Here is a 17,676-nt window from a genome sequence, read left to right as displayed (position 1 = left end):
AGTGACGGTTTTAAAGAAAAAAATCGACAAGAATAACAGGGCAATTGTTCGAGACGAAGAGACAGAGGACTTACTTGCCCGTTCGTTGCAATACTTGAAAGCTGGCTATCCTGTTCATTTTACAGGACCATCCGGCACCGGAAAAACATCCCTCGCTCTAGCTCTAGCGAAAAGAAGAAAAAAACCCGTTATGCTCATACATGGTAATCACGAATTAAATAATAAAGATTTAATTGGCGATTTTACTGGATATACGAGCAAAAAAGTGGTGGATAACTATGTCCGCTCTGTTTACAAAAGAGACGAAAGCGTAACGGAAATATGGAATGACGGGCGGTTGCTGGAGGCTGTCAAGAACGGTTACACGCTTGTTTACGATGAATTTACCCGCTCACGGCCAGCCACTAACAATATCTTTTTATCGATTTTAGAAGAAGGCGTTCTCCCTTTGTACGGGGCGAAACGAACTGACCCCTTCGTTCGCGTGCATCCTGATTTTGCCTGCATATTCACCAGTAATCCTGATGAATATGCAGGCGTCTATCAAACGCAGGATGCCTTATTGGATAGGCTCATTACTATATTTATTGACCATAAAGATAGTGATCGTGAGGCAGCTATTATCTCAGAAAAAATGGATATTAGTAAGAACGAGGCCCAAGCCATTACCAATCTTATAGCTGAACTGCGAAAGGAATGCAAAGAGAATAGCGGTCCGAGCCTGCGTGCTTCGTTAATGATTGTTAAATTGGCTGAAGCAGCCGGTATTCCGATAGACGGATCAAATTCACATTTCCAGCGTCTATGCATAGATGTATTAGGCCATCAGGTGAGTCGATGTATAGAATCTAATACTCCAATAACAACAGCAGAAAAACTGATTATAAAAGCGTGTCATAACATGAAGGTGACTGAAGAATAAAGGAGAGTTTGACAATGAGCCAGGAAGAACAAATGGGCATATATATTTTTTGTGGAATCCAGACAGAAACAGATGAAAAGTTGGGTGAGATTGAATTTGAAGGAGAACAAAGAGAGCTATTTATAATTCGGTATAAAGACGCAGCCATTGTTGCCGCTGAGGTACCCATGAAAATTTATCACCCAAATAAAGAGAATCTAATGATGCATCAAGGCGCTGTTTCACTTGTGATGAAGCAGAATTCAACGGTTATACCTGTTAGCTTCGGCAATGTATTTCATTCAAAAGAAGACGTACGTGTGCTGCTGGAAAACTTGTACCCGCAGTTTGAGAAGCTCTTTCCTGAAATAAAAGGAAAGGTTGAGCTTGGCTTAAAAGTGGTTGGGAAAAAAGAGTGGCTTGAGTCACAGGTTAGCGAGAATTCGAAAATTAACAAGATGGCAGAGGCCATTAAGGGAAAATCTGAGGAAGCCAGCTATTATGAACGAGTCCAGCTGGGCGGGGCAGCCCAAAAAATAATTGCCTCTCTACAGGATGAGATAAAACAAGAAGTGTTTAGCCCATTAAAAGAGTTAGCAGAAGCAGCAAAAGTAAATGATCCTATAGGCGAGAGAATGCTTCTCAATGCCGCTTTTTTAGTAGATCGGGACAAGGAAGATGGGTTTGATCAAAAAGTAAATGATTTGCATGAAAAATGGAAGGATAAGGTGGAGTTTAGCTATAGCGGTCCTTGGCCTGCCTATAACTTTGTCAATATTAGATTAAAAGTTGAGGAAGCCTGATGCTGCATAAGTTAGTTTCCGCACCTATTAATGTTGTTATAAAAATTGCGGAAAAAGTGAAGGAAGAGGCAGATAAAGAGCTCTATGATCTTCCTACCATTCAACAAAAGCTCATTCAGCTGCAGATGATGTATGAGCTTGGTGATATTCCTCAGACGGCCTATGAGGCTAAGGAAGAAGAACTGCTTATAAGGTATGAAGCAGCAAAACGAATGGAAATGGCGCAATGGGAACAGATGGCAAAGAAGAAAGGAGGAGAGCTAGAAGATGGATAGGTTGATTTATTTATATGGCTTGATTCCAACAAAGGAGGAAGGCCCGCAGCCGCTTCCGCCTTTAAAGGGATTTGATGGCACGGATAACTTGTATACCATTCCTATTGGAGATATAACAGCTGTTGTTTGCCAGCTCGATCCAGAAAAATACTCAGAAGAAAGTATAAAAGAGCGGGTTAATGACGACATGGAATGGCTTCAGGAAAAGGCCTTTCATCATCATGAAACGGTCATGGCTTTGTCGAAGATTTTTACCGTTATACCGCTGAAATTCTGCACTTTATATAAAAACCCAGACAGTCTAAAAAGAGCTGTTCAGTCTAATAGGTCTAACATGCTGTATACATTTGACCTGATAGCTGGACATGAAGAATGGAATCTAAAAATGTATTGTGATGATCAGTTATTAAAGAAACAAGTGAGCAAGAGCAATCCGGCAATAGAAGCAAAGAGAGAAGAGATTAGCCAATTATCGAAGGGAAAACAATTTTTTGAAAAGAAAAAGCTGGACAAGCTGATTGATTCCGAGCTTGAGGAAGAAAAAAACAAAATCAGTGAAAACATTCATTTGCATTTGAAAGAGCTGGCCCGTAAAGGAGACGTAAAAAAAGCCTGGAGTGCGGCTGCGACAGCAAGAAAGGAAGATATGGCCTGGAATGGTGTGTATCTTGTCGAGAAGTCAAAAGTAGAGCGTTTTCTCGAACAAATCCAACAGTATGAAAAAGAGCTGCGGGAAAATGGATGGCAGTTTGAGGCATCCGGCCCCTGGCCAGCTTACCACTTCTCTAGCTTTTCATAAGTGAGGACAAAAATATGTCATTAAGAGAAACAATAGAAAACAAGGAGATCGCGCTCATTGATATTTTGGATGTCATCCTTGATAAGGGAGTGGCGATAAAAGCGGATTTGGTCATTTCCATTGCAGGAGTCGATCTGGTTTATCTCGATTTGAGATTATTAATTGCTTCGGTAGAATCTCTTGTTCAGGCTCAGCAGGTAAATGCCAAAACGGTATCTTCAGAACAATTTAATAGAGAGAGGGAGGAGTTGGCTGATGCAACCGGTCAACCAGTCGAGTGGGAAAATTAACTTTGACCCTGAAAATGCAGAGCATGGATTGGCTCAGCTTGTTTTAACTGTTATTGAGCTGTTGAGACAAATTGTTGAAAGGCATGCCATTAGACGTGTTGAAGGTGGGACTTTGACAGACGAGCAAATTGAAAACCTAGGCGAAGCCTTAATGAATCTTGAAGAAAAAATGGAAGAACTAAAAGAACTTTTCGGACTGAATGATGAAGATCTCAATATTAATCTTGGCCCTTTAGGAAACTTACTTTAAGACAAACGCCAGGGAGGATTCAAAATGGCGGTAGAACATTCAATGCAGTCCAGCTCGATTGTAGATGTGCTGGAGAAGATATTAGACAAGGGAGTGGTTATTGCAGGAGATATCACCGTAGGAATTGCTGATATTGAATTGTTAACCATTAAAATACGATTGATTGTCGCTTCTGTTGATAAGGCAAAAGAAATTGGCATGGATTGGTGGGAAACGGATCCCTATTTAACTTCAAAAGCCTCGGATCATAATGTCAAAGCTCTTGAAGAAGAAAATAAAGAGCTGCGCGAAAGGCTAGAATCTCTTGAAAAAAATATAGGCCAACATCGTTTGGGTACAAGCGAATCTAATGATTGATAGGAGGATTTACAATGGAAAAAACAAAAAAGAAAGAAAGTCAGAATACAACAGCAGCAAATACTCTAAATGATAGTCCAATTAAGCGTTCGATAGCAGGAGGGCTGATTGGAGCGACAGTTGGATATTTAGCGGCTCCTGAGAATAGAAAAAAAATTATGGAGAATATTAGTCCGGATAAATTAAAAAGTACAGGTATGGATTTAGGTCAAGCTGTTAAAGAAAAGACCATGAAAGCAGCGGGTTCTATTAAAGATTCAGCCGGAAATTTATTTAATAAAGAAGATGTTTTAACTGAAGGTTATGCAAATGAACAAGATGAAACGGCTGAGAGTGAAACCTATCTTAAATCAGATTCCAATGAAAATTCTACCAATGACAATGATGTACCTCATAAGGAAAGTAAAATTTCTAATGATCAATTAGAAGAGATACTTCTAAAATTAATTCAAGAAAGAAAGGATCAGAGCCAAGGACAAAAAGAAAAGCAGGTAAATGATGAATCAAATGAAGCTATACCGTCAACTCAATTAAACGATGAACAAGCTGAATCTCAAAGTAAAGAAGCACGCTTGCAATCAGAGGATGAAAATGATAGCAATGAATCACAATCCTTTATATCCCAAAATTCATTGAACAATAAAGCAGCACAATCCCACTCAGAAGGCCAAGAGGAGAGTGCTAAAAATGAGACAGACCAACAATCAACTGACAACGATTACGAATCATTAAAGACAGAGAATGAGCATTTGCAGAATCGTTTAGGAAAAATAGAGGAAATGCTAACAACGCTAATGCAAGAAAAAAGCAATGATCGTCAAGAATCAACGTCCGAGCAAAAAGAAGACGAATTGAAAGAAGAAGATTTACAAGAAAATGAGTCAGCTGAGAAGAAGAAGCAAGCTCTAACAGATAAGGAAGAGCGACCTAATCAGGACGACAAAGAAGAGAAGTCTGAAGGTGTAACAAGCCAACAAGATGACAAAAAGGAAGAAAAAGAGAAGAAGGAGGGATCAAGTAACACTAAAAAGCAAAGCTCATCTGACAAAACATCAAAACCCGTAAGTCAGGCTGAGGAAGCTTACAATGTTCTTTCTGATGATCAAGACACGTATCTCCTTTTGAATAAATTAAGAAAGGAAATGTAAAATGAGTATGGGATCGGGCGTCATGAAAGACAGCATTCTTGAATTTTTTGTTCAAGCGGCCAATAAACACGATTTTTCCTTAGATATTACATTAAACATAAAGGGAGCGGTTGTTACAGGAACCATCATATCTGCTCAGGAGTATTTTGATAGGCTGAGCAGGTTATTTGAGGATGGTGATGAGGTTGCCCAAATGTTAAGTGAACAGCTGGAAGATGCTGGAGAAGCAGCCCATGCTCAAGATAATGCTGAAGCCTACTTTATCCATATGAAAGACACAAAGGTATATTGCGGTGACAGCAAACCGACACCCTCCAAAGGGGAAATTCTTTGGCGGGGGAAATTAAGCGAAATAGATGGTTTCTTTTTAGGAAAGATATTTGATCATAAGAAAGAAACATAGTTTTTAAACTTATAAAAAAATCCGGCAGGAAGTTCATCGTTCTGCCGGATTTAGTAATGGAGTTTAAATTTTCAGGAGATGAAAGTAAAAGGCCTACACTGCCTCTATCTTCTCCACATCTGTATAATAAATGACCTCAGAAAGGATTTTATATCCATCGATCTTATTGCATTTCTCTTTAGCTTCTTTTTTGCTATCAAATTCGAACATTTGAATACTATCTTCTAAATAAAGGGTTAAAACCCACACCATTATTTCCTCCTTATAAAGTAAAATCGCCTCACTTATTATGCAATAACTATGCCAAAATTTAAAAACTGGAATGCTTTGTTTTTATCAGTCTTTACAATGGATAAACATAGCTAGATTTACCGTTAGGGATGAAAATTTTTTTACTTGATCATAAATATTTTTATTATTCATATGACTGCTGAAGCATTAAGAATAAGTTAACTGTTATTTTCTATTTTTGAACGACTTGTGTACGAGAACTTGCAAGCAAACTAACTTTGTCACTGCTTATAGGCTATTTTAAAAAATAGGCCCTCTAAAGGACGCTGTTCGTTTGTGGTATAATACCTTTGAGATTGCTACTATTACTAAATGAATGATACCCTGTCACTATTTGGCAGGATATAGGTGTGTGAAGAGATGGAAATGAAGTTTGGCGATATACAAAAAGGAAAAAAGCCCTTGTATACGGTCGTGTATGATCAACTTTTTCAACAGATCATGAATGGCACGTTTCCGGTGGATACGAAGTTACCGGCAGAGCCTGAATTGGCAAAGCTGCTGGGTGTAAGCAGAATGACGCTAAGGCAGGCTTTAGCCCTGTTGCAGGATGATGGATTAATCAAAAGCGTTCACGGGAAAGGAAACTTTGTTACAAGGTCGCAAAATAAAAAAACAGCGATCGGTTTAGAGAAAATAGGAAACCCCATGTATAAATGTCACACTGAGAAAATTGACAGCGTAGAGATGACCCTGCGTCTAGACTTAGAGAGTGAGTATACACAGCAAGTGTTAGGCAGAAAAGCTGCGGCTGTTGTGGCCTTTGAACGATGGTATAAAAGCAAAGATCAGGCTGTCGCCTATTCATTTACCTATATGGCCATCGAAACGGTTTCAGAGATGGGACTAGATTTGCAGGATGAAAAGCGGCTGTTAGACATGCTTGAAAAAGAAGTGTATGAACTAGCTGCTTCAACAGTTACGGAAGTAAAACGCTCAATGGCTATTCATTCATCAACAGAAAAGTATCAAATCGTTGGCGCCGAGGAATGTGATTTGTTGTTAGAAAGTGTCTACATCAACGAGTCGTATCCTGTTGTTTATAATAAATACTATATTCCTAAAGAATATAGTCAAATAAGGATCGTTGCTTCTAAATAATGAGGCACTCGAATCAATAAAATATAGAAATTTTAAGAACAGTGCGGTTCCTTTATGGAATAGCGCTGTTTTTTTGTTATGCATATAGTTTTATGTAGATAAGTGTGTACCAAGCAAGGAAGACCCTGAAAATACTAGTTGATAAAGGAATAAGGTGTGTGGTATTTTTGATTAGTACTTATTAGACAACTTTTCATACAACTTATAAAGTTGTATGAATGAGAGGTGTGACTGTCCAGCCTATCAATATAAAATGAAAGCGTGATCAAGCAGTGTATAGATGGTTGTATGTGGGCAATAATAATTTTTGATATTTTACTGTGAAGAGGAGAGAACATAATGAGCTCAATAGAACATAAAGAAACACCTCATATCAAGCCAAATGGGGCGGAAATTGCTGAAACGATCCTTTTGCCTGGTGATCCATTACGGGCCAAATTTATTGCGGAAACTTATTTAGAGGATGTTATACAATTTAATGAAATTCGCGGCATGCTAGGATTTACGGGAACGTATAAAGGAAAAAGAATTTCTGTTATGGGAACTGGTATGGGAACACCTAGTATGAGCATTTATTCGTGGGAGCTTATTAACGTATTTGGTGTGAAAAACTTAATTCGCGTTGGTTCTGCTGGTGCGATTCAGGACCATTTAAACTTATATGATATCGTATTCGCGATGGGTTCTTCCACGGATTCTAATTATGGCCATCAATATAACTTGCCGGGACATTATTCTATTACTGCGTCATTTGAGTTATTGGAAAAAGCGAAAAAGGCTGCCGATCAACAAGGACAGAAAGTTCACGTTGGAAATGTCCTTTCGAGTGATATTTTCTACAATGCGGACCCGACTGCCCTGCAAAAGTGGAGTGATATGGGAATTTTATGCGCCGAGATGGAATCAGCAGGTCTTTATATGAATGCCGCTCACGCAGGTGTAAACGCACTTTGCATTTTAACGATTAGTGATCATATTTTTAGACACGAGCAGACAACACAAGAAGAAAGACAGACAGCTTTCACGAAGATGATGGAGATTGCTTTAGAGCTTGCTTAAACAACATGAATACACCATTTAGAAGGGAAGTATAGCTATTGGCTACAACAATTGAAAATTCAACAGATCATCCTAGCCATCTTGTCAAAAAAGCTGTACCCGTCATCCTATTCTTCTTCGTCTTTGCCTTGATCATTGATAACTCATTTCGGTTAGTTTCTGTAGAAATTGCCAATGATCTAGGCATTTCAGCTACAACCGTTAGCTGGCAGGCTACATTAGCTGGCCTCGTGATCGGAATTGGAGCGGTTGTATATGCATCCTTGGCTGATACGATTAGCATTCGTACCCTTTTGAGCACAGGGGTTATTTTAATCTGTATCGGCTCTTTAATGGGATTTCTTTTTCAAGAATCCTTTACAATGATTCTCATTTCAAGGATTATTCAGACGGCTGGTTTAGCTTCAGCCGAAACGTTATACGTCATCTACGTAACAAAGCATTTACCTCGTGAGGAACAGAAGAAGTTTTTAGGTTTAAGCACGAGCAGCTACTCTTTATCACTCGTGATTGGTTCCTTAACGGGCGGATATGTTTCAACCTATTTAGATTGGACAACCTTATTTTTGATTCCTTTGTTAACACTTCTCATCCTTCCATTTATTATGAAATATTTGCCGAAGGAAAAAGCAAAAAAGAGTCATGTCGACGTAATCGGCCTCTTTCTAATTGCTGCTATTGCCACTTCGGTGATGCTGTATCTGTCAAATTTTAACTGGATTTATATTGTTGTCTTTATCGCTGCAGTCGCCTTATTCCTTGCTTATGTCAGTAAGAGTACAAAGTCATTAATCGATATTGCTTTTTTCCAAAATAAACGATTTATTTTTACTCTTGCGGTCGCTTTTGTTATTTATACGGTACAGCTAGGATACATCTTCCTGTTTCCGTTTTTGCTGGAAAAGGTTTATGGTCTAAAACTGGACACGATTTCCTTGCTTCTCATTCCAGGCTATGTAATCGCCGTTATTGTTGGGGGCTTGTCTGGTAAGATTGCAAAGATCTTGAGCAGCAAGCGGGCGATTGCAGTGGCTATGCTTGGTATTGCCATAAGCTTATTGCTGCCATCGTTCCTCGTAGAGAGTTCGGTTGTCGTGTTTGTTCTTTCAATGGTGTTATTCTCAGGTTCTTTTGCCTTTATGTATGCACCACTGCTCGATACGTGCATTAACACGATTCCGAAAGAAAAAGCAGGTACAGCTGTTGGATTTTATAATTTAGTATTAAATGTAGCAGCTGCTATTGGTATAGCTTACACAGCTGCTATGATAGATAAGATTGCATTTAGCCAAGTGCTGCTGACTCTTGCCTTTATCGCTCTGGCTTCCCTAGTACTGTTTGGGTTACTAGTCGTTCGATTAACCAAAGCTGAATAACGCTGTTAAGATTTAGAATATCCACTCCGGAAGAGCTCATAGGCTCTTCCGGTTTTTTGTTTTCTGGAAAAATTGAGCAGGCTAAGGCTTGTTCTTCATTAAAAAGATTACGCTCCTAATTAAATTGTGGTAATTTTGAACTATAAAGCGTTCTATAACCAATGCTGAAACAAAGAAGAATCATGGTAAAAGGAGAACATATGAAAAAATTAATAATAGGCATGAGCAGCTTTTTGATATTAGATCTATACTTTAATGTGATCACGCATTTTATTTCCAATACGGTCATTCAATTTGTGGGGCTCTTGTTATTTTTCCCTCTTGCTTCGTCTGTTGGAAAGTTAAATGGGCTTCAAGGGCTGAAAGGAATCGGATTAGTGTTCCACCACAACTGGCGGAAACATTTTGCTGCCAGTTTTGTCATGGGCTTTGGAGTTTGGCTGCTCATGTATAGTGTTTATGGGTGGATTGGAAAGTTTGAAATAATAGGAATCCAAACAGGCGGAGAGGCTTGGTGGACGTTAATTCAGGTAATGATCGGATTTTTCCTAGGATCCTTCATCAACGATTTGATTACAAGGGGATTTGTTATCAATATATTGATAGGCAAGTTACCGCCGATGTTTATCAGTATCATTAGTATTTTTGTCTATGCTTTAGACGACTTTTGGAATGGCGATCTCACCATTTTAAATTTTGTTTTTTCTCTTATTCTAGGCTGTTCATTAACCTTCTCTTTCTATAAATCCGGCTCGGTTTGGGCGGATACAGGCATTCACTTTGGATTAAATGTTGCTTACGGTTTATTTTACGGATTGATCGGCAAGGCAGGGGGCGGGCTATTATTAATTACAGAAGGATCTATTAGCCCCATGCTTAATACTTTTATATTACTGTCATTTGCTTCTTTATTATTTTTGCCAGTGTTCTTTTACTATGGGCAAAGAAAGTCTAGTATGTTAGCTAACGAAAAGGCGGAGGAGATATAGAAAGGGGAGGTGGAATAGCTTTTACTATCTCACCTCCCTTTTATTTACCAATCCTTTGGTGTGTAGTTCAAGTCTTTAAACAATTGATTGAGCTCTTTCTTAGTTAAGTCTCGCCATTGCCCGATAGGAAGGTCTCCTAAGTGTATATTCATAATTCTAATCCGTTGAAGTCTATAGATCTTATATCCGAGTGCTGCACACATACGTCGAATTTGTCGATTTAATCCTTGTTTTAAAATAATACGAAATACGTATTTCGAAACCTTTGTTACTTCACAAGGAAGTGTTTTTGTATCTAAAATTTCTACTCCGCTTGCCATCTTTTTCAGAAATTCAGCCGTAATAGGCTTATCCACTGTTACAATATACTCTTTTTCATGATTGTTTTCAGCACGCAAAATTTCGTTTACGATATCTCCGTCGTTTGTGAGCAGAATTAAGCCATCTGAATCTTTGTCGAGCCGGCCAATGTGAAAAATTCTTAAGGGGTGATTGACAAAATCAACGATGTTTCCCTTGATATGTTTCTCGGTTGTACTCGTAATGCCTACAGGTTTATTTAATGCAATGTAAACGTGATTTTTCTCCATTTGAATAGGTTTTCCATCTATCCGGACGTCATCTCCTGGTTCAACCTGACTCCCTATCTCCGCTAATTTCCCATTAATGGTGACTCTTCCTTCACTAATTAATTTATCTGCTCCTCTTCTAGATGATTTTCCAGACTCGCTAATGAATTTATTAATACGCAATATTGATCACAGCCTTAAGTAAGAGTTGTATGTTTAAGAATAACTTAATAATCGATGTGTTTTCAAGAATTTTTCAGCCGCCTAGTCATGCCTAACTGGATTAATAAGCCATTCACCTGGAGAGGTGGGGAGTGTACGGCTATCTCTTAATCTGTTCCTCCACTTTTGAGGTTCTAACTTAGGGTATATCAATCTTTACAATTTAAACGTAGTTAAGACTTTATTCATTCTGAATGTAATAGGGCGGCTTCACTCAGTAAAATGATAAGGATTTTCCGTTTTTTAGGATTTTTCTGAATGATTAATTCCGTAAAACAGGAATTTTCCGTTTTTTTGGAATCCGTCTTTCGCTCATTAGTATGAGATTTCCTTTTGCTATAGGAATATTTGTGAGTTTCTTTTGATTGGTACGATAATTGCAATCTAAAGAGAAATAGAGGTAAGCCTGTTTTATAATGATTGAAAGAAATTAACAGGATGATTAGCTTTTGGAGACAGAGGGGGAAATAACATAGAGGCTGCTTTCTAATGTAAACGCTTACCAGAAGGCAGCACTTTATGATTGATCAAACGATACAGGGGGGATTTACATGGATTTGCTAGTTATTTTATTGTCGCTTGGCCTTTTAATCTTTTTTGCTTATCGGGGTTATTCAGTCATTTTGTTTGCGCCTATTTGTGCGCTGCTCGCTGTTTTGCTAATTGCCCCATTGCACGTTTTGCCTTTCTTCTCGGGTGTGTTTATGGAAAAGATGGTTGGATTTATTAAATCTTATTTTGCTGTTTTCCTATTAGGAGCTATTTTTGGGAAGGTTGTAGAGATGTCAGGAATCGCAGAATCGATCGCTAAGACGATTGTGCGTTGGCTTGGAGCCAAACGGGCTATGTTAACGATCGTGTTATTAGGGGCGATATTGACGTATAGCGGTGTTAGTTTATTCGTAGCCGTGTTTGCTATCTACCCGTTCGCTGCTCAAATGTTTAGGCAGGCGGATATTCCAAAGAGGCTCATTCCAGGAACCATTGCGCTTGGGGCATTTACATTTACAATGGATGCTCTGCCGGGAACGCCGCAGATTCAAAATGTCATTCCCATTTCGTTTTTTAAAACAAATATTTATGCAGCCCCAACGCTTGGCATTATTGGCGGGATTCTTGTGTTAGCTGCAGGCCTGTTTTACTTGGAAACAAGGAGAAAGAAAGCTGAAAAGGCCGGTGAAGGCTATTACGGATTTGAAGCAGAAGAGGCAGCTGCGGTGGAAAACACTGAGACAAGAGAGGAAAGCACTGGGCTTCCTAATTTAACATCACAACAATCGACAGCTAGACAGGTTTTGGCTTTCATTCCGCTTCTTCTCGTCGGGGTGACGAATAAGCTGTTTATTACGTATATACCAAAATGGTACCCTAATGGTTTTGACTTTTCGGCTATTGGCTTAAAGGATTATTCAGTAGATGTTGCCACGGTTGCACCTGTTTGGGCGATTATTATGGCCCTGTTAGTGGGTATTGTTTCATCAATAGCGTACGATTGGAAACGGGTTACAAAAGGATTTAAAGAAGGCGTGAACACGGCCATCGGTGGTTCACTCTTGGCCACTATGAATACCGGAGCGGAATATGGGTTTGGGGGAATTATCGCCGCGCTTCCAGGATTTGCGAAAATGAGTGATGGGATCTCTAATACGTTCACTAATCCGCTCGTAAATGGAGCGGTGACAACGACTACACTTGCGGGGATGACTGGATCGGCTTCTGGCGGCATGGGCATTGCATTGGGAGCAATGGCTGATAAATACAACCAGGCGATTGCGGCAGCTAATATCCCTCCTGAAGTAATGCATAGAGTAGTCGCAATGGCATCAGGCGGCATGGATACGCTTCCTCATAACGGAGCCGTTATCACGCTTCTTGCTGTGACCGGACTGACACACAAGCAATCGTATCGAGATATATTTGCTATTACAGTTATCAAGACATTAACCGTGTTCGTTGTGATTGCCCTTTACACATTTTTTGGCATTGTTTAATAGGAAAAGGGCCTTTTTGATCACGAAAGTGTTTAAATTTAAGGAGGCAGCGGAAATATGAGCAAAGCATTAACAGGAAAAACAGCATTTATTACGGGATCGGCCAGCGGAATTGGCTTAGAGATTGCCAAGACGTTCGCCGAAGAAGGAGCCAATATCGTTATTTCAGATTTAAACGCTGAAAAAAGTGAACAAGTAGTTTTAGAATTAAAGGAACATGGGTTCACCGCATTGGCTGCTCCGTGTGATGTAACGGATGAGGCAGCTTATAAAAACAGCCTTGAATTGGCACAAAAAACGTTCGGGAAAGTAGATATTTTAGTGAACAATGCAGGAATTCAATATGTTGCGCCTATTGAAGAGTTTCCTACAGAGAAATTTGAACAGTTGATCAAAGTCATGTTAACGGCGCCTTTCATTGGGATAAAGCATGTATTTCCAGCTATGAAGGAACAGGGCTTTGGCAGAATTATCAATATGGCTTCTATAAATGGCATTATTGGCTTTGCCGGAAAAGCGGCATACAATAGTGCCAAGCATGGGGTCATCGGTTTGACGAAGGTGGCCGCATTAGAAGGTGCAGAACATGGCATCACGGTCAACGCTTTATGTCCTGGTTATGTAGATACACCGTTAGTCAGGGGGCAATTAAGTGACTTGGCGGAAACAAGAAATGTCAGCTTGGACCGTGCGATTGATGAAGTGTTATTGCCTCTTGTTCCCCAAAAGCGGCTGTTAACGGTATCAGAAATCGCTGATTATGCTGTCTTTCTAGCCAGTGACAAAGCGAGAGGAGTGACAGGGCAAGCTGTCGTGCTAGATGGCGGCTACACCGCTCAGTAAAGTAGGAAATGGATAATGTGAATGTAAACTAAAAGTTCAAAGAGAATCCTGTCCGATTGATTGGAATAGGGTTCTCTTATTTGTTGTATATGAATGATGTTAAGGAAATTTATGGTTGCATTTTTGTTATAATACATACATGCAGGTGAGAAGGGGGGGATGTGGAATGAAACGGGCTTTTGAAAAAATTCCGGATAGTTGGTATGAACAAATCATTAATTTATTGGCGGAAAGAGTCGTTGTTGTCGACCGCAACGGCATTATTATCTATATCAATGAGGGGTACTGTGAGTTTATTGGAACGACGGTAGAAGAGGCGGTCAATCGTCCCGTACAGGACGTAATTGAAAACTCACGCATGCATATCGTAGCTAAAACAGGACAAACCGAACTTGCTGCCCTCCAATCGATCAATGGCAGCGAGATGATTGCTAATCGGTTTCCTCTGTTTGAGAATGGGGAAATTGTCGGGGCTTTAGGCAGTGTTATGTTTCGTAACCCTGAAGAGTGGCAGATGTACAAGACAAAAATTCAAAATCTGGTGGAGGAGTTGAATTATTACCAAGCAAGGGCCCAGAGAGACTTGCAAAGTAAATATAACTTTAATGATTTAATTGGAGACAGCCCGGCGTTTCTTTCGGTTAAAAAACTTGCCCAAAGAATTTCAGGAAGCAATTCTTCGGTTCTATTGATTGGTGAATCCGGTACGGGAAAGGAATTGTTTGCTCATGCGATCCACCATAACAGCATGCGCGCGTCCGGTCCTTTTGTTGCGATTAATTGCTCCTCTATTCCAGAGCATTTGCTGGAATCTGAACTGTTTGGCTACGAGGATGGCGCTTTTACAGGAGCTAAAAGAGGGGGGAAGAAGGGGCAGTTTGAAATGGCCAACAAGGGTACGCTCTTCTTGGATGAAATCGGGGACATGCCTCTCTCTATGCAAAGTAAACTGTTAAGAGTCCTCCAGGAAAAAGAAATTTATCGGGTAGGCGGTCAAAAATCTATCTCTGTTGATGTGCGGATCATTGCAGCTACCCATCGTGACTTAGAAAAGATGGTGAAGGAAGGAGATTTTCGCCAAGATTTATATTACCGCTTAAATGTCATTAAAATCGAAATTCCTCCGCTGAGACAACGAAGGGAAGATATTATCCTTATTTCTAATTGGCTATTAAAAAAGTTAGGAACAAAATTTTACCGTAACAGCATAGAGTTATCGCCGGAAGTGGCAGTGAGATTAACACAACATTCTTGGCCGGGGAACATTCGCGAGTTGGAGAACGTGCTAGAACGTTCCATTAATGTGCTGGATGGCAAAGTCATTAAGCTGCCTCACCTGCCATTATATTTACGCGATCAGGAAGCCGACATAACAGAAGAAGCTGAAATCAATGTACATGATGAGCATCAACCAGGAAATATTCATGAATTATCTGCATCCTTGTCAGTTCAACCTTTAAAAGAAACAGTTGCTGCTGCTGAAAAACAAGCTATGCAGCGTGCTTTAGCCGTTGCAAAAGGCAATAAGTTAAAAGCAGCAAAGTTATTAGGAATTAGCAAAACCAGCTTTTATGATAAATGCAAATTATATAGTATTAAATGAAAAAGCCAGTATTACTGAAAAAGTTAGCAGCTCATGATAGCTGTCTATGTGTAAATGCTCCAGAGTGCTGTCATGAGCAGCTTTTATTCTTAACACTTTGATCTCATTAATAGTTTCTTGAATTGCTTTTTACAGGAAGGATTCTTCGTTCTCCTCTTTCATACATCACTAACAGCCTCTTAATAAAGCTTAACTTAGGCACTCCCCAATAAACGAGTACGGCAGTGAAAACGCTAATGGCTGCTCCCGCGAAGACATCCGCCGGATAATGAACGCCTGCCCAAATACGAGAAAAGCCAACTAAGACAGCTAATAACAGCCATAATATTCTCCCTCTTTTTTTAAACAGATAGAAGGTCATACAAAACGAAAAAAATAAAATGGTGTGATCACTCGGAAAGGAATTATCGACAGCATGCCCGATCAATTTATTCACATTAGCTAGTTCGGCAAATGGCTGATGGTTGGAATGGACCTTTCCAGCGAGCATCCCTAATACTTCAGCTACAGCCAAAGTAATGGCTCCACAAACGATCATCATTCTATTTGTCTCACTTCTCATAAACCAAAACAGGATAATGCTTAAGGCTAAGAAAAAGACCATATATTCAGCGGTGAATGTCATAGCAGGGTTTAAGTATGTAAAGTGGTTTCCTAAATTGTTGGTCATTCTAAATAGCTCAACGTTTACCTCATAAAAATTCACTGGATTGCTCCTCCTTATATCTCATTTTAAAAAAGTATAGGCCATTCATTGAAAGCAAGAAATTTATCTTTCTTACACCGTTCTTACATCTTTGTAAGGTTTTTCTTGAAATATTGGTCCCTGTTGTTCTTAGGCTTGTCTGAGAATGATTATGACAACGTGCTAAGAGTAAATTTTTCTCTTCCAACAATATAGTGAAAGGATTTAGGCAATAATACAGAAGGAATATTCAATCTCACTTTGTTGGATAAGCAATATACATCCTGACACATAACTCTAAGGGGAGGGCTAAAATGAAGAACTGTGAAGATATTCAGATGAAGTTTTACCAGAGCGGAGATGAAGGGGCAAAGCTTCTGCCGGTTTCGATAAAGGAATGGGAAGAAAGAGCAAGAAAGATACTTGCTGCTGGACCCTTTGACTATGTAAATGGAGGGGCAGGAGCAGGAGATACGATGCGAGCCAACTTAGAAGCTTTTCAAAAGTATCAGATTCAGCCAAGGATTTGCCGTAACGTCGAGAAGCGTGATTTAACAATCAAATTGTTTGGAAAATCGATTCCTGTCCCAATTCTACTTGCACCTATTGGAGTGAATTCGATTCTTCACCCAGAGGCTGAACTTGCCCCTGCAAAAGCAGCAGCTAAGTTAGGGGTTCCTTATATTCTCAGCAACGTCTCTACGAAGTCGATGGAGGAAGTGGCTGAAGCAATGGGCGATGCCCTAAGATGGTTCCAACTGTATCCCCCTAAAGATCATGACCTGACAAATAGCTTTTTAAAAAGGGCAGAGAACGCTGGTTATTCGGCGATCGTCGTTACAATCGATTCTACTTTACTCGGCTGGCGAGAGAAGGATTTACATAATGCGTACTTGCCCTTTCTGTCAGGAGAAGGCATGGGGAATTATTTTTCTGATCCTGTCTTTCTTTCAAAATTAGAGGAACCGCCAGAAAAAAATGTAAAAGCGGCAAGCAAGAAGGCGTTAGATGAAGGAAATAATACGGCTTTTACTTGGAAGGAATTAGAATATATTTGCCAGCAAACTTCGCTGCCCGTCTTATTAAAAGGAGTGACTCATCCGGACGATGCGCTGCTTGCGCTAGAACATGGGGTAAAAGGCGTTATTGTCTCTAATCATGGCGGCCGGCAGTTGGATGGAGCGGTTGCTACTTTAGATGTACTCCCCTCCATATGCGAAGCCATTGAAAATAAAATTCCTGTTTTGTTGGACAGCGGGATCAGAAGGGGAGCCGATGTTATGAAAGCGATGGCTCTTGGTGCCTCCGCCGTGCTAATTGGCCGTCCCTATGCTTATGCTCTAGGGGTAGCCGGGGAAATGGGTGTACGGGAAGTGATTGAAAACTTTATTGCACAGACTGAGCTGCAATTAGCTATTTCAGGACGAAGTTCCATCAAAGAGGTAGATCGCCTTCTTGTAACAGATGCTTATCTATAAGATAAAGACAACAGCAAAGAAGTACAGGCATGTACTTCTTTGCTGTTTTTGTAATAATCCTCGTTAATTTATCGTCTCTCAATAAATGTATAAAGAATGTCTTTAGGTTTCAGATCAAAAATCTCTCCATTAGCCTGCGGTTTACGTTGTAAATAGCAAGACCGCTTCCTTCTTGTGAATGCAGCAGCAATTTGCCGTCCAAATCCAATACCAACTCTATAACTATCAAGAAGACCGACTAAT

Annotated in this window: 20 protein-coding genes; 17 read left to right on the top strand and 3 right to left on the bottom strand. The window is 39.8% G+C overall.

Translation table 11 applies throughout. The annotated features are described in order from the left end of the window. Window position 1 precedes the first annotated feature (1 nt). From gvpN to gvpU, 9 genes are read left to right on the top strand one after another with little or no spacing between them, the layout of a single operon-like run. Complete coding sequence (gene gvpN, locus AC623_RS19490) at window positions 2-922, top strand: gas vesicle protein GvpN (protein WP_049666825.1); 921 nt, start codon at window positions 2-4, stop codon at window positions 920-922. Window positions 923-936: 14 nt separating this feature from the next. Beyond that, entirely contained in the window at window positions 937-1,704 is a 768-nt protein-coding gene (locus AC623_RS19485) for a GvpL/GvpF family gas vesicle protein (RefSeq protein ID WP_049665781.1), read from the top strand. Then, window positions 1,704-1,979, top strand: coding sequence for a gas vesicle protein GvpG (locus AC623_RS19480; protein ID WP_049665779.1), 276 nt, complete (start codon window positions 1,704-1,706; stop codon window positions 1,977-1,979). The genes AC623_RS19485 and AC623_RS19480 overlap by 1 nt, the downstream gene beginning before the upstream one ends. Continuing rightward, a complete protein-coding gene (locus AC623_RS19475; protein WP_049665778.1) occupies window positions 1,972-2,778 on the top strand; it encodes a GvpL/GvpF family gas vesicle protein in 807 nt (268 codons plus the stop codon). The genes AC623_RS19480 and AC623_RS19475 overlap by 8 nt, the downstream gene beginning before the upstream one ends. A gap of 14 nt (window positions 2,779-2,792) precedes the next feature. After that, entirely contained in the window at window positions 2,793-3,068 is a 276-nt protein-coding gene (locus tag AC623_RS19470) for a gas vesicle protein (RefSeq protein WP_049665776.1), read from the top strand. Further along, window positions 3,034-3,318, top strand: a complete 285-nt coding sequence (locus AC623_RS19465) for a gas vesicle protein K (protein WP_049665775.1) — start codon at window positions 3,034-3,036, stop codon at window positions 3,316-3,318. Before AC623_RS19470 ends, AC623_RS19465 begins: the two co-directional genes overlap by 35 nt. Window positions 3,319-3,342: 24 nt before the next feature. Next, the gene (locus tag AC623_RS19460; protein ID WP_049665773.1) at window positions 3,343-3,675 is read left to right on the top strand and encodes a gas vesicle protein; all 333 of its coding nucleotides are present in this window, start codon (window positions 3,343-3,345) and stop codon (window positions 3,673-3,675) included. Between the two features lie 14 nt (window positions 3,676-3,689). Further along, window positions 3,690-4,823: a YtxH domain-containing protein gene (gvpT, locus tag AC623_RS19455; protein ID WP_049665771.1), complete on the top strand. Its 1,134-nt coding sequence runs from the start codon at window positions 3,690-3,692 to the stop codon at window positions 4,821-4,823. Window position 4,824: 1 nt separating this feature from the next. Further along, complete coding sequence (gvpU, locus tag AC623_RS19450; RefSeq protein ID WP_049665770.1) at window positions 4,825-5,226, top strand: gas vesicle accessory protein GvpU; 402 nt, start codon at window positions 4,825-4,827, stop codon at window positions 5,224-5,226. A gap of 93 nt (window positions 5,227-5,319) precedes the next feature. Here gvpU and AC623_RS21655 read toward each other — a convergent pair whose 3' ends face one another. Next, window positions 5,320-5,478, bottom strand: a complete 159-nt coding sequence (locus AC623_RS21655; RefSeq protein ID WP_156187093.1) for a hypothetical protein — start codon at window positions 5,476-5,478, stop codon at window positions 5,320-5,322. Window positions 5,479-5,877: 399 nt separating this feature from the next. Here AC623_RS21655 and AC623_RS19445 point away from each other — a divergent pair, with 399 nt between their 5' ends. The 4 genes from AC623_RS19445 (at window position 5,878) to AC623_RS19430 (ending at window position 10,042) form a co-directional block, all read left to right on the top strand. After that, on the top strand, window positions 5,878-6,618 hold the full coding sequence (locus tag AC623_RS19445; protein WP_049665766.1) for a GntR family transcriptional regulator: 741 nt from the start codon (window positions 5,878-5,880) through the stop codon (window positions 6,616-6,618). Window positions 6,619-6,957: 339 nt separating this feature from the next. After that, window positions 6,958-7,677, top strand: a complete 720-nt coding sequence (gene deoD, locus AC623_RS19440) for a purine-nucleoside phosphorylase (protein ID WP_049665763.1) — start codon at window positions 6,958-6,960, stop codon at window positions 7,675-7,677. A gap of 50 nt (window positions 7,678-7,727) precedes the next feature. Continuing rightward, window positions 7,728-9,053, top strand: coding sequence for an MFS transporter (locus AC623_RS19435; protein ID WP_231603673.1), 1,326 nt, complete (start codon window positions 7,728-7,730; stop codon window positions 9,051-9,053). A gap of 200 nt (window positions 9,054-9,253) precedes the next feature. Continuing rightward, a complete protein-coding gene (locus AC623_RS19430) occupies window positions 9,254-10,042 on the top strand; it encodes a CPBP family intramembrane glutamic endopeptidase (protein WP_049665760.1) in 789 nt (262 codons plus the stop codon). Window positions 10,043-10,086: 44 nt separating this feature from the next. Here the strand turns inward: AC623_RS19430 and rluF are convergent, their stop codons facing one another. Then, a complete protein-coding gene (rluF, locus tag AC623_RS19425) occupies window positions 10,087-10,794 on the bottom strand; it encodes a 23S rRNA pseudouridine(2604) synthase RluF (RefSeq protein ID WP_049665758.1) in 708 nt (235 codons plus the stop codon). Window positions 10,795-11,384: 590 nt separating this feature from the next. On the opposite strand from rluF, the gene AC623_RS19420 reads away from it, so the two are divergent. The 3 genes from AC623_RS19420 (at window position 11,385) to AC623_RS19410 (ending at window position 15,270) form a co-directional block, all read left to right on the top strand. Beyond that, entirely contained in the window at window positions 11,385-12,824 is a 1,440-nt protein-coding gene (locus tag AC623_RS19420) for a GntP family permease (RefSeq protein ID WP_049665755.1), read from the top strand. Window positions 12,825-12,881: 57 nt separating this feature from the next. Continuing rightward, complete coding sequence (locus tag AC623_RS19415) at window positions 12,882-13,667, top strand: 3-hydroxybutyrate dehydrogenase (protein ID WP_049665753.1); 786 nt, start codon at window positions 12,882-12,884, stop codon at window positions 13,665-13,667. A gap of 166 nt (window positions 13,668-13,833) precedes the next feature. Next, window positions 13,834-15,270, top strand: a complete 1,437-nt coding sequence (locus AC623_RS19410; RefSeq protein WP_049665750.1) for a sigma-54 interaction domain-containing protein — start codon at window positions 13,834-13,836, stop codon at window positions 15,268-15,270. A 106-nt stretch (window positions 15,271-15,376) separates the two neighbouring features. Here the strand turns inward: AC623_RS19410 and AC623_RS19405 are convergent, their stop codons facing one another. Continuing rightward, window positions 15,377-15,976 (bottom strand): undecaprenyl-diphosphatase, encoded by a 600-nt coding sequence (locus AC623_RS19405; protein WP_049665748.1) that lies wholly within the window; start codon window positions 15,974-15,976, stop codon window positions 15,377-15,379. Window positions 15,977-16,269: 293 nt separating this feature from the next. Between AC623_RS19405 and AC623_RS19400 the strand changes: the two genes are divergently transcribed. Further along, window positions 16,270-17,433, top strand: a complete 1,164-nt coding sequence (locus AC623_RS19400; protein ID WP_049665744.1) for an alpha-hydroxy-acid oxidizing protein — start codon at window positions 16,270-16,272, stop codon at window positions 17,431-17,433. Window positions 17,434-17,676 lie beyond the last annotated feature (243 nt).

The organism is Bacillus sp. FJAT-27231, from assembly GCF_001183975.1.
Lineage (GTDB): Bacteria > Bacillota > Bacilli > Bacillales > Domibacillaceae > Pseudobacillus > Pseudobacillus wudalianchiensis.
This window is presented reverse-complemented; position numbering and strand designations above follow the sequence as displayed.